Annotated in this window: 11 protein-coding genes and 1 pseudogene; 10 read left to right on the top strand and 2 right to left on the bottom strand. The window is 63.5% G+C overall.

Going from position 1 to position 12,797, the window contains the following annotated elements:
* Positions 1-313: 313 nt before the first annotated feature.
* The 10 genes and pseudogenes from QM841_RS27890 (at position 314) to QM841_RS27845 (ending at position 10,983) form a co-directional block, all read left to right on the top strand.
* Positions 314-1,747, top strand: coding sequence for an amidohydrolase family protein (locus QM841_RS27890; RefSeq protein WP_283334567.1), 1,434 nt, complete (start codon positions 314-316; stop codon positions 1,745-1,747).
* Positions 1,748-1,761: 14 nt separating this feature from the next.
* Positions 1,762-2,799 carry an amidohydrolase family protein gene (locus QM841_RS27885; RefSeq protein ID WP_283334566.1) on the top strand — a complete coding sequence of 346 codons (1,038 nt, stop codon included), beginning with the start codon at positions 1,762-1,764 and terminating at the stop codon, positions 2,797-2,799.
* A complete protein-coding gene (locus tag QM841_RS27880; RefSeq protein WP_283334565.1) occupies positions 2,796-3,683 on the top strand; it encodes an SMP-30/gluconolactonase/LRE family protein in 888 nt (295 codons plus the stop codon). The genes QM841_RS27885 and QM841_RS27880 overlap by 4 nt, the downstream gene beginning before the upstream one ends.
* Before the next feature lie 182 nt (positions 3,684-3,865).
* Positions 3,866-5,392, top strand: a complete 1,527-nt coding sequence (locus QM841_RS27875) for an AMP-binding protein (protein ID WP_283334564.1) — start codon at positions 3,866-3,868, stop codon at positions 5,390-5,392.
* Between the two features lie 358 nt (positions 5,393-5,750).
* Positions 5,751-6,862: pseudogene (locus QM841_RS27870) on the top strand (Lsr2 family DNA-binding protein).
* 860 nt (positions 6,863-7,722) lie between these two features.
* A complete protein-coding gene (locus QM841_RS27865; protein ID WP_283334563.1) occupies positions 7,723-8,184 on the top strand; it encodes a DinB family protein in 462 nt (153 codons plus the stop codon).
* Positions 8,185-8,460: 276 nt separating this feature from the next.
* Positions 8,461-9,762: a ribbon-helix-helix protein, CopG family gene (locus QM841_RS27860; RefSeq protein ID WP_283334562.1), complete on the top strand. Its 1,302-nt coding sequence runs from the start codon at positions 8,461-8,463 to the stop codon at positions 9,760-9,762.
* Between the two features lie 9 nt (positions 9,763-9,771).
* Entirely contained in the window at positions 9,772-10,143 is a 372-nt protein-coding gene (locus QM841_RS27855; protein ID WP_283334561.1) for a hypothetical protein, read from the top strand.
* 146 nt (positions 10,144-10,289) lie between these two features.
* A complete protein-coding gene (locus QM841_RS27850; protein WP_283334611.1) occupies positions 10,290-10,637 on the top strand; it encodes a histone-like nucleoid-structuring protein Lsr2 in 348 nt (115 codons plus the stop codon).
* 16 nt (positions 10,638-10,653) lie between these two features.
* Entirely contained in the window at positions 10,654-10,983 is a 330-nt protein-coding gene (locus QM841_RS27845; protein ID WP_283334560.1) for a hypothetical protein, read from the top strand.
* An 86-nt stretch (positions 10,984-11,069) separates the two neighbouring features.
* On the opposite strand, the gene QM841_RS27840 is transcribed toward QM841_RS27845, so the two are convergent.
* The gene (locus QM841_RS27840; protein ID WP_283334559.1) at positions 11,070-11,606 is read right to left on the bottom strand and encodes a hypothetical protein; all 537 of its coding nucleotides are present in this window, start codon (positions 11,604-11,606) and stop codon (positions 11,070-11,072) included.
* Positions 11,607-11,641: 35 nt separating this feature from the next.
* On the bottom strand, positions 11,642-12,697 hold the full coding sequence (locus tag QM841_RS27835) for an IS3 family transposase (protein WP_283334558.1): 1,056 nt from the start codon (positions 12,695-12,697) through the stop codon (positions 11,642-11,644).
* Between the last annotated feature and the right edge of the window lie 100 nt (positions 12,698-12,797).

Raw genomic sequence — 12,797 nt, 5'->3', positions numbered from 1 at the left:
TCGGAGTTCAACGACGTTGATTGGAAAGCGCAAGCTGGCCACCGATCTCCCTAAAATATATGTGCTTGCGTTCGATCGGCCATGACCTCATGAGGATCCGCCACGCTCGACGCACATTAGATTGTCCCCGGAAATTCAGCAAAAGCGAATCCTCCAGCCATACACCCGAAGAATGCCGAACATACGAAAACGGCATTAGCGTGACCCGGGCCACGCTAGTAGGTTTCGAAGCTGTTAAGCGCGGCAGATGGCGTGGTTCCGATGCCCCGGGCGACCGTCTCACCGCAGCCACACCGAGAGGACCACATCTTTCATGACGGCTGACGTAACCCGCGGTACCACCCGGGCGATCCGGAGTCTCCCATCGCTCCTCGACCAGCACTCGTCGACCGCTCGGGGTACCGATCCCGAGCAGCAGATCCTGCTGCAGGGTGGAACCATCTTGTCGATGGACGATACTGTCGGCGACTTCGCGACTGGCGACGTGCTGATCGTTGGTGACCGCATCGCCGAAATCAGCCGCTCCATCTCTGCGCCCCAAGCTACCGTTATCGACGCCACGGGCCGGATCGTGATGCCCGGCTTCTGCGACCCACACATTCACTGCTGGGAAGGCACACTCGGGAGGCTCATTCCCGAGAATATTCCGCAAACGACCGACGACCCGATCAGCGGAGCTCCGACGTCGAGTCGCAGCTACATGCACGCGGCCCACCGTCTACTCGCTCCAGCACATCGCCCGGAGGACATCTACGCCGGGACCCTGATCTCGATGCTGAGCGCGCTCGATGGCGGCATCACGACAGTAGTCGACAACATGCACAACGCCCGCTCGCCTGAGCACTCCGATGCTGCCGTCGAGGCGATGTTCGCATCAGGTGTGCGAGGGGTGCACGCTCTGGGACGCCCCCGGTCGGGCGTTTGGGCCGAGCAGCTGCCGAGTGATGCGTTTCGGCTGCGTGACACCTACTTCAGCAGTGACGAACAACTCCACACGATGCGCCTGTACGGCGTCGGACTCGACGATTTGACCGAGCTCCTCGCTGTGCGAAAGGAACTGGACGTCTGGATTTCCTTCGATAGCGGCGTCGAGCGTCAACCGGTCGAGCAGTTCTATCGTGATGGCTTGTTCGACGGCCGCGAGGCGTTCAATCATGCCAACTTCATGTCCCGCGATCAACGCCGGTCGATCATCGATAACGGGGGACAAGTCAACGTCTGCCCGCGCATCGAGACCCAGTTCCGCTATGGCGAGATTCCATACACCGAGTGGGTAGATCAAGGTCTGCGTCCCGGGATCAGCAACGACAACCCAATGACGTTCGGGATCGACATGTTCAGCGAGATGAAGTCGCTCTACATGACGCAGCGCATTGACGAGCACCGAGGCGGACCAAAAGCCGCCTCCCTTCGTGACGTTCTGCGATCCGCGACTCAGAAAGGCGCGGACAATTCCGGACTGTCCGATGTTGTGGGGTCTCTGACTCCGAACAAGAAGGCCGACATCGTGTTGTTGAATGCTGGCAACGTGCGACTCTTCCCGCTCAACAACGTGGTTTCCTCCATCGTGCAGGGTGCCGACATCGGTTCGGTCGAATCGGTGATCGTCAATGGGCGAATCCGAAAGTGGGCGGGACAGCTGCTTGGGGTCGATATCGAAAGTGTTCGTCGCCAAGTCGAGAAGTCCCGCGACTACCTGCTGGATCAGGTCGCCTGGCCGCACGATCGCATCGACTTCGATGACTGACCGCCTTCGCCATTATGGATAACACGACCCCCGTCACTGCCGTCGACATTCACGCGCACTTTGTCTCCATTGACCCGCTGCCGGACGACGGCACTGCGCCACTCTGCGTCGTGGACCCAGCGGGCGGGCGAGTCGTCCGCGGCGGATCGGTGCTGCGAGCTTTGACATCGGCGGCGTGGGACGTAGGCGATCGGCTTCGAATCATGGATAACGCTCTCGTATCCCATCAAGTGATCTCCACGCTCCCAGTCATGATGGAGCACGCGTGGCAAGCTGACCCGGCTTATGCGCGAGCGCTCAACGACTCGTTAGCCGCTGCCTGCAATTCGGGTGGAGGACGCTTGTGGGGCCTGGGCTGTCTTGCGGCCGCCGCCCCACTGTCGGAGTTGGAGCGCTGCCTCGAGCTCGGATTGCGCGGCATAATGGTGGGTACACGCATGGGGTCATCGGATCTCGACGATCCCGAACTCCAGAACCTTTGGGCTGCATGTGACGAGGCCGGTGCCTGCGTCTTCGTTCATCCTGTCGATGGTGGACGCCGTGTTCTAAGGCGAGCCGCCGCGCCGCTCGACACAGGTCTAGGGATGATTACCGACACCGCTATGGCGGCGTATGCGCTGGTCTTCGGCGGGGTGCTCCAGAACCACCCGACTTTGCGTGTGGCCCTCGCTCACGGATGCGGCACCTTCGCATGGGCGGCGCCCCGCCTGCACCACGTCGTCGCAGCAGCAGGCGACGACCGCGTCCGGAACGGGGACTGGGAGACACTGACTCGCCGGTTGTACGCCGACACGCTGGTTCTTGACCCTTCACTCCTGGCGCTGCTGGAGCGACGGCTTGGGCCCAACCGGCTCCTCCTGGGCAGCGACAGTCCTTTGTTGCCGCTCGATGACGCTGTCCGAGTCCTTGACCGCGCCTTCAACTCAGGTGACCTGTCCACTACGTCCAGACGCGACCTCATGGCGAGCAATGCGTTGGAATTTCTGGGGTTGACAACCGAGCGCGGCGCCGCGGCCGATGCAGCGTTGATAAGTACTAGGAGAGGCACATGACCGAATTTTCCATTATTTTGGAGGACGCATGTTTCCTTGAGGGCTCTCGGTGGGTCGACGGCCGACTCTGGGTGAGTGACTGTTACACCCAGCGCGTCATCAGTGTCGCTGAGGACGGGTCCGACCCGCGTGTCGAAGCCATGATCCGTGGACAGCCGTCAGGGCTCGGCTTTCTGCCCGATGGCCGCCTGCTCGCCGTGTCGATGCGGGACCAGCACATCAAGCGGCGTGAGTCCGACGGAAGCATTGTGACCCACGCCGATCTCCGTGGAATCGCCAACAGTCAGATCAACGACATGGCCGTCGATCCCCAGGGCCGATGCTGGGTCGGCTGCTTCGGCTTCGACATCGCCGCGGGCGAACCCATGAAACCGGCAGTTCTGGTGCGCGTGGATCCTGACGGGTCGGCGGAGGTCGTCGCCGAGGACGTGTGGTTCCCGAACGGTGCCGTGTGCGACGGCAGGACGTTGATCGTGGCTGAGACATTTATGAACCGTGTGACCGCCTTCGACGTGGACGCCGACGGCTCACTGCTCGACCGCAGGGACTGGGCACGCTTCGGCGACCAGCCAGGCGCGCTCAAACTCGATGAGGTCATTCCGCTTCTCGACATGGCGGCAGACGGAATGTCCGAGCCTGACGCCGAAGGGGCGATCTGGGTCGCTGACGCGTTCCATGGACGTGCCCTGCGGGTTCGGGAAGGCGGCGAGGTCCTCCAGGAGATCGACCTGCCCGAGGGTCAGATCTACGACGTGACCCTCGGCGGCGCCGACGGGCGGACTCTTTTCCTCGCGACCTCGCTTAACGGCCCGGTCGAGGCCGAACGAGACGATACCCGCTTGGCGACACTCTTCTCGACGCGCGTAGACGTTGCCCTCGGTTGAATCCATCCACATCGGTGCGAAGCCAGGTGAAGGGCCGATCGGTGGCTACGCGCCCAATTGTCACAGGCTGTGTGCCGATCGCTCCGCAGGGTTCCGCCTACTGCACCGCCAACCACATCTGAAATCCCCATGACCCCGATGGCGGAGCCCTCTCCCCTCAGCCAACTAAGGAGTAAGCAACCATGGAGTTTCCACTCACGGTAAAGGACTTTCTGGATCGGGCGGTGACCGTCTATCCCGATCGGGTAGCAATCGTTGATGAGCCGGACCAACCCGCTCCGTCATGGGGCACCCTCACCTACACAGAGGTCGATCGGCTTGCGCGGGCACAGGCCGCCAACATCGAGCGGCTGGGAGTACCCGTTGGTGGCCGCGTCGCGATCATGTCGCAGAACAGCGCCCGTCTGCTCGTGTCGTTCTTTGGCGTCTCGGGATACGGCCGAATCCTCGTGCCCATCAACTTTCGACTCGCAAGTGAAGAGGTCCAGTACATCGTCGATCACAGCGGTGCCGAGATCTTGATGCTGGACCCCTCTCTCAAGCACCTCGCCAATGAGCTGACCGGTACGCGCGTCTTCGTGATTGGCGAGGACGACGATGAAATCTGGGCCAACGCCGATGCGCCCACCGAGTGGGTGGCAGACGAGTCCGCCACGGCAACCATCAACTTCACGTCCGGCACGACTGCGCGACCCAAGGGCGTGGAGCTGACTCATCGCAATCTGTGGCTGAATGCCACGACGTTCGGTTGGCAGGCTGGGGTCAACGATGATGACGTTTACCTCCACACGCTCGCGACATTCCACTGCAACGGCTGGGGCATGCCTTACGCGATCACCGGCATGGGGGGTAAGCACGTAATCCTTCGTCAGGTCGATGGCCGAGAGATCCTTGAGCGAGTTCGCCAGCGTGGCGTGACGTTCATGTGCGCTGCCCCTGCGGTCATGCACATGGTTCTCGATGCGCTCGCGGACTGGGAAGGTCCTATCCCCGGACGGGACATCGTCCGCGTGGTCGTGGCGGGCGCACCACCGCCGACACGGACCATCGAAAGAATCCGTGACGAGCTGGGGTGGGAATTCATTCAAATCTATGGCATGACCGAAACGTCGCCGCTCCTGACAATGTCGCGGATGCGAAGCGAATGGCGGGATTCGTCCTCGATGGAACAGGCACAACTTCTTAGTCGCGCGGGAGCACCGGCTCTGGGCGTGCGAGTGCGGATCGACAATGAAGGCGAAATTCTGGCTCGGTCCAATCATGTGCTGGCCCGCTACTGGGACGACCCGGAAGGAACGGCGCGTGTTCAGGTCGACGGGTGGATGCACACGGGAGATGGCGGAATGATTGAGCACGGGTACTTGACGATCGTGGACAGGAAGAAGGACGTCATCGTCTCGGGCGGTGAAAATGTGTCGTCCATCGAGGTCGAAGATGCCCTGATCTCGCACCCGGGAGTTCGCGAGGCAGCAGTCATTGGCACCCCCGACGCTACATGGGGGGAGGCGGTGACCGCACTGGTGGTCCTCGCCGACGCCACCGTCACCGAGGCGGACTTAATCGCCCACTGCCGCACGCGATTGGCTGGTTACAAGTGCCCCAAGAAAATCGAGCTACGTCAGGCACTAGAGCGGACGTCAACTGGGAAGCTCCAAAAGTTCAAGCTTCGCGAGCCCTACTGGCGAGGCAGCAGTCGCGCCGTCAACTGATGGCGTCCGGGCCGGGGCGATGCATATTCCTACGTGATAGACACACGGATCGAGAATCGCTGATCCGGAATCGGAGAAACTTGGCCTGACGGATACCGCCTGCCCTATAGCGCAATCCCAACGTTGATCTATCGTGATGCGTTACCAAAGTTATTGACTGCCAAACTGAGTCGCATTCTTCCTGCCTCAAGCCTGGGTGCGTCGCGAGTGGGGCTCCAGGCAGATCGTGTCGGCATGCCCATATCGGCGATGGGTTGGGAACGTTGAAATGGCGGTTCGTTTGGGTTTTCTGATTACCGGGAGTGCCCGCCTGCCGTTACTGTGTGCGTCGACGGTTGCCCGGCGACGAAGGAGACACATGGTGGTATCACCGAGGGGTTCAGACGGTTCGGCGAAGAAAACGACCAGGGAGATTCGTGAGTGGGCGATCGGGAAGGGGCTGGAGGTGTCCTTACGTGGCCGGATTTCGGCCGAGATCGAGCAAGCCTTCCACGACGCTCAGCCGAAGAAGACTCAGGCTAAAGCGACGCCGGTGAGGAAGACGGCCGCGACGAAGAACGCCGCGACAAAGACGGCCGTAAGGAAGACCGTAAAGAAGACCGTCGTTAAGAAGCCGGTCACGGCGAAGCCGTCTGCGGAAAAGCAGGTCGCGGCGACAGCGAGCAAGGTTCCGGCGAAGACGTCGTCCAGAGAGATCCGTGAGTGGGCGATCGAGGAGGGGTTGGAGGTGTCCTTACGCGGCCGGATTTCGGCCGAGATCGAACAAGCCTTCCACGACGCTCACGCGAAGGAGGCTCAGGCTAAACCGGCGCCGGTAAAGAAGATGGCCGCAGAGAAGACAGCTGCGAAGAATGCGGCGGCGGCTCCGGTCAAGCGGGTAGCGACGAGCAACGCTCCGGCGGAGAAGAAGGACACGAAGAAGGCGGCTGCGCAGAAGACACCGGTAAGGAAGGAATCCGCGACGAAGACGGCCGCGACGAAGAAGGCTGTGGAGACGTATTCGGTGACGAGTGCGCCGGTGAGTAAGGCTCCGGCGAAGAAGACGACCAGGGAGATTCGTGAGTGGGCGATCGGAGAGGGTCACGTAGTGTCCTCCCGCGGCCGAATTTCCGCAGATCTCGAGCGGGCCTTCCATGACGCTCAAGCAGCGAAGGTTCGGACAAAGACCGCGAAGGCCAGGAAAGCTTCTGCGACGAAAGCGGCCGGGAAGAAGACGTCCGCGTCGACGTCTCCGGTGAAGAAGTCGGCGGCGAGCAAAGCCCCGGCAACGAAGGCCGCCGCGAAAAAGACGCCTGCGGAGAAACTTCGGTGAAGAGTGCATCAGCAAGTAAGGCCTCGGCGACGAGGACGTCCAGGGAGATTCGTGAATGGGCGATCGGGGAGGGCTTGGAGGTGTCCTCGCGCGGCCGGATTCCGGCTGAGATCGAGCGAGCCTTCCATGACGCTCACGCTGATATGCCGGTTGCGTGAATTATCACGCTACCCAGATGGATTCGGCGGTCTACGTGCCGCGAAGGCTATGAGCCTGTGGGCATCCCGATCTTCGGGGCCATGCGCTGGGGTGGTTGGCCGGCGCCAGTGGTGCCGGCTCTGGGTCCGAGGTTCCCCTGGCGGCACCTGAGGTGAGGACTCCGGCGCGGGAGTGGAGTGGGTGCAGGAGTTCCGGTCCAGGGCAAGCCTGAGAGTGGTGTGCGTCGCGCTTCGGGTGTGCGGCGGAAAACTTGTATGCCGTGGTGGGTGTGACCGGGCGCCGGCACATGCGGGACAATCGCGCACACTGACGGGTCGCCGGGTCGTCTCGGACAACTGCCGAGGTGATCGCCGATCCTCGCTCTGGGGAACCGCCGGTGGCCGCGGTTGCCGCCATTTTGAGCGGCGACCGATGACACGATGGGCGGGTGGGGAGACAGAGCGGGATCTTCGGGGTCGTGGGCACTTGATCGTCGGGCTGGTGGCGGCGGTGGTGTTCGCCGCGTTTACATCCCGGCCGTACACAATGGCGACGTCGTTCCAGTCGGCGTGGACCGATCCATCGATTGTGGTGGCGATCGTGCTCGGCGGCGCGCGGCGGCCGGGGCCGGTTGTGGGATGGTCCTGTGGCTATTCAGGCCCGTCTCGAAGGCGCCGCCAATGAGGAGTGCTTGCCAAAGACGTGGATCGAGGTCACTCCAACGCTTCGTGGTCATGGGATCATCGTTCGCCTGATCCCCGACCAGGAGCAAGGCCGAAGGCCGGTCGCTGCGCGTCTAGTTCAATGCCCACCTGAGGGGTTTCTTCTGGCAGCGGTTACGGCCGAGCGGTCCCCTGTGCGCACTGGCAGGGTGGTGACCATGCAGACTGCCGACAAGGATGTGCTGGACCTGCTCGACCACGCTTGGGAACGGTTGTGGAACCGTATGGCCGGCCTGACCGATGGGGAGTGGTCGTGGCGGCCGGTTGACGCGGACGACAAGATCACCATTCGGTGGCGGTTGTTTCACATCGCTGAAGTCCTGACCCAATTACGCAATTGGACGTGGCTCGCAGTCACGCCGCCGGAGGCAAAGGTCGATAGCGGCGGCGCGGACTGCGCGCAGGATGCCCTGGCCTCGATGGACTTGGCGTACGCCGCCTTCCGCGAGCTCGTCACCTTCGAATCCGTCGACCTGACCGCGGCGATCGGTCCGGCCGCCGGGCCATACGGTTCGGCAACCCGAAGGTCGTTTGTCCTGCGCATCGCGGACGAACTGATCCATCATGGCGCCGAGGCCGCGCTCTTGCGCGATCTTTATGCCAGCCGTACGTGTCACTGACTGAGCGACCCGAATTGGAGCGCTTTGATTCAGATCAGCGTGGGTGTCACGCAACGGTCAGTCAGTACACCCCGCCGCCCCCGCCCCCGTATACACCGCTCAACCTCTGCTGAATCGGTCACACGCCCGCTCCTCAGCGCGCACCCTCCGGGTGCTGGGGCGCACCGCATTTCGCAGCCACCGGCTCGCCCGGGCGCGCAGTGACCGATTGTGGTGGCGACCGGTGCCGTGGGGTGCGAATCGAGGTCCCCGGCCCTACCGGAACAATGGCCGGTGATGAGCGAGACAAACATGGGCCGCGTACCAGTGGGGGATCCGATCCCGCTCCGGTTCGACCCGACCACCAAACAACGCCTCGAGGAGTTGGCCGCCGACATCGGCCCGCGCCGCTTCGGGGCACTGGTGCGGGTGGCCGCGCGGCGACTGCTCGCCGACCCCGACCGGGTGCCGCAGGCACTGGTCCAGGCCAGGCGCGCCTCCGCCGACGCCCGCCGCATCCCCTGGGCGGAGCGACCCCTCGACCTCGACCCCGCCACCAGCACTCGCCTCCACCAACTCGCCCACGAGTTCCACACCGACCGCAGCGCGATCGTCCGCGTCGCTCTGCACCGCTTTCTCACCGCGGCGGGCCGATTCCGCCACCCGGTGCTCCGCGAAGACGCCCGCACCGATCTGACCTGCCGCACCCGCGTGTACCTCAACCGCTCCGCGCTGGTCCGCCTCGAGAAGCTGCTTAGCCGCAACGGCGACGCCCCCACCGCCGCGGCCATTCGGGTCGCGGTCCACCGACTCCTCGACGACCCCGGAGACCTCACCGCCGACCTGGCCACGATCGGCGCCGCCCGCGACCTGACCCCGGAAACCCTCGGCCCGCGCACAAATGTGCACTTCGACGACGACCTGCGCGACCAGCTCGACGCCCTCGCCGAACGGCTCGACTCCGACCGCGCCGAACTCATGCGCCTGGCCGCCCGCCAGCTCCTGGCGAACCCGCGGGACCTCGATCAGGCGGTAACCGAGGAGATCTACCGCGGCGACGCCAACCGGGACCTGCTGATCGCCCGGAACACCCGCCGCCGGCAGACCGCGGACCAGGCCACCGCCGTGCCCCCTGTCCGCAAGGCGCCGAGCCCGCAAGGGAACCCGTTCGGGAAACGGCATGTCTTCCGGTTCGATGAGGACACCAAACGCCGCCTGGAGGAGCTGGCGGACGAGTACGGTCCCCGCCGGATGTCCGCGCTGCTGCGGGTTGGGATTCGCAGACTTATCGAGAACCCGTCGGCCGATGAGGCCCTGGCGCAGGCGCGCCGCGTCGCCACCCCGCCGCGCACAGCCCGGGTCGACGTCGCCCTCGACGACGAACTCCTCGCGCACCTCGACGCCCTCGCCGAACGGCTCGGCTCGAACCGTCAGGAGTTGGTGCATCTGGCGGCCACACGCATCCTCCGCTTCCATCACAACATCGAGAACCGGATGCTCGACGAGATGTTCCGCGCCCAGAACAACCGGAAACACCTGCTCGCCAAGCATGCCCGCCGTGAGCGGATTCGTCGGACAGGCCGCGGCAGCGGCACCTGACCTGCGAGAATGGGCGGTGGGTCGGGCCCCGCACCACCGGAGGACCCATGTCTTTCGTTTCTGCGCCTCGCCCTCGTCGCGTCCACCGCGGCCGCCGCCCTGTCCCTGACCGCGGCGCCCGCACACGCCGCCCCAGCTCCGAGTGGGTGCGACATGCAGTTCTTCGCGGTCGGTGCCATGTCGACCTGTGCACCCGGATCGGTGAATACCCACCAATTGGAACTGGTGTGCGTCCCGTTTACCAATCTGACTTATCCCATCAACACCATCACCGTGTGGGGGCCAGAGGTGCCCACCTTCCTGCCCTCCATCGCACTGTGTCCGCCGCCCATCTACTTCGCGCTCGTCCCCCTGAGGGACACACGGGTGCACACCCGATAGGACCAGCCCCCGGCTACTCGTGCGCCGTACAACCGGCAAGTGACCTGCGGATATGACACGTCCCCGGGGTCGGTTGCCCCGATCGGCCGCCGCCGCCAGTAGGGTTCTGCCTGCTGTATCGAGAAGACGTGAGAGATCGGGGAACTGTGGCGCGCAAGGTAGTTGTCGAACTCGTCGACGACATCGACGGAACCGTCTTCGGCGAGGACGGGGAGAGCATCACCTTTTCCGTCAACGGGGTGGACTACGAAATCGATCTGAAAGACAAGCACGCCAGCAAGTTTCACAAGCAGATCGGATTCTTCATCGAACACGCCACCCGGGTCGGTGGCCGCAAACGACGTTCCGATCGCCCCGTCGCCCCGGACGCCCCGGTGCGGCGGCGCGGGAACTCCAAGGAGATCCGCGCCTGGGCGGCCCAACAGGGCTACGAAATCTCCTCGCACGGGCGCATTCCCACCGAGGTGGAGCAGGCATACCAGGACGCCCACTGAACGCGAAGGAGCGTTGATGCGATCGCTGCGTAATCCCTGGTACCGGGCCTCGGTGCGCCGAGCGGCGAGCGAGCATTGGCTGACCACCGGCAGCCGCGGTTTACGTGGCATGACCGGTGAGCCGGTGGAACTCAGCGACACCGAGGCGGCCACCCTCCTCGCTGCCCTGGTCGAAACCACCGGTGGTCGGTGGCCGGCCCACCCCGCGCGTATCGCCCGCACGCTCCGCCGGCTCGGCATCGACGGCAACACCGAGCAGATGGCCACTGCCATCACCGCTCTGGTCAGCGACCCGGACTGGCCCCACCGCGCCCGCGAGATCACGTCCAGCGCATCGGACTGGTAAGCCGGATTGGCTCATTCACCTGGGGAGATGACACGTCCCCATCGACCGCAGTCCGGGCCCGGCTATTGCACAGGGAAGCTCTCTAGTCAGGCGTCCTCGCTCTGCTTGTTCGCCACTTCGCTCACTGCACTCTTGAGCCACCACCGGAGATTCCGCCTTCCGACCAATCGCGCGCCATCCCCGAACCGGCTTCGCTCCTGCGAAATGAACGGAACCGAATTGCCCTCGACCACAGGCTCTTGTGTCCAACGGTGCGGCGACCCGTAGATCGCATTGAGGGCGTCGCGGTCATGTCCCAGCTCTACCAGCTCATCTTCGGAGATTTCATGATGATGGAGCGGATCGGGAGCACCATCATTTCCTACTCGACGATTGAGCTCCTCGTAGAGCCTGACCAGCTCGCCAGCAGCCTCTCCCACCTCGGAATGTCCGCGCAGACGTTCGATAAGGAAGGGCAGTACAGGAATGAGGGCCCTTCCTTCTGCGCGGTCGATCCAATCATCTTCCCAACCGAGGGTTCCATCGGGGCCTGTCCTTGGCTCCCCGAAGAGCTGACGTGCTCCATCGACCGTATATCCCTGGTCGTACAGTTCTTGGGCAGCGATCCACGACTGCTCAGGCATTTCATCCACTCCTGTTCACTCTTGTTACGAGCTTCTCAGTCGGACAGTTGCGCGGTGCTTGGCGCGAAGACAGTGAATCCGCTAGGTGACGGTTTCTCCAAGGACCCCCGCACGCGCTCGGGCGTGTCGCTTGAGGTTCCCCCCCGAACGGTGGACAAGGGGGTTACCTGCTTCAGGCGACTGCCGCCCGAAGTGGACTTCTCGTAGCTGTCGGGGCTTTGCATTCCCACTGCCGAGTGTCGGCGAACAGTGTTGTAGAAGATGATCCAGCTGTCAACTGCGGCAACGAGATCAGACTTCGTCGCAAAGACGTGCCGATAGTATTCCTCGTGCTTGAAGGTCGACCAGAACGATTCGGAAGGACTGTTGTCCCAGCAGATCCCGGTCGCACCCATCGACCGACGCAACCCGTGCCGGAAACAGGCGGCCGCGGTCAGGTGAGCCGTGTATTCCCCACCCCGGTCCGAGTGCAGGATCGTCTGACGACACCACCCACCGCGCGCAGCCACGGCGCGGTCGATGGCTGTCGTGACCATCTCGGCACCGATGTGATCAGTAATGCTGTATCCCAACACTTTCCGCGAATGGCCGTCCCGGATTGCACACAAGAACATGTCACCTTCACCGGAGGTGAGATAGGTGACGTCGGTGAGCCAGACGGCATCGAGTCGGCCCTGGTCGAAGTGCCGCTCGATCAGATCCGGCGGGAACGACGCCTGCGGATCGGCCACCGTCGTCTTGACCTTGAACGTGCGCGGACTGATGCCCTCCATGCCTATCGAGGCCATGATCTTGGCCACCGTCTTCTTGTTCACCACCTCGCCGTGAGCACGCAACTCGGCCGTGACCCGCGGAGACCCGTAGGTTCCCTTCGAATCTTTGTGGATCTCGACGATCTTGACTTCGAGGTCGGAGCGACGATGCTGCCTCGGCGTCAGCACCGTGGTAGCTCTACGTTTGATGTACTGGTAGTAGCCAGATGTGGACACTGTCAGCAGTCGCGCCATCCGCGTGATCGAAAAGCGCTCACCTTCCGGTGCGGTGGTACCGGCGGTCGCCGCAATGTCGTCGGGGCCGGCGTACTTCACCATCAGATCGAACCGGGTCGATTCTTCTGCATCGCAGCAAAGTACGCATGGATATGCTGGTGATCCGCACGACCCGCCTCGAGGTCTCCGACGTCGAAGGGCA

This window comes from Rhodococcus sp. IEGM 1307 (assembly GCF_030056915.1).
Lineage (GTDB): Bacteria > Actinomycetota > Actinomycetes > Mycobacteriales > Mycobacteriaceae > Rhodococcus_F > Rhodococcus_F opacus_D.
The sequence above is the reverse complement of the archived record's forward strand: the minus strand, read 5'-3'. Positions and strand labels throughout refer to the sequence as shown.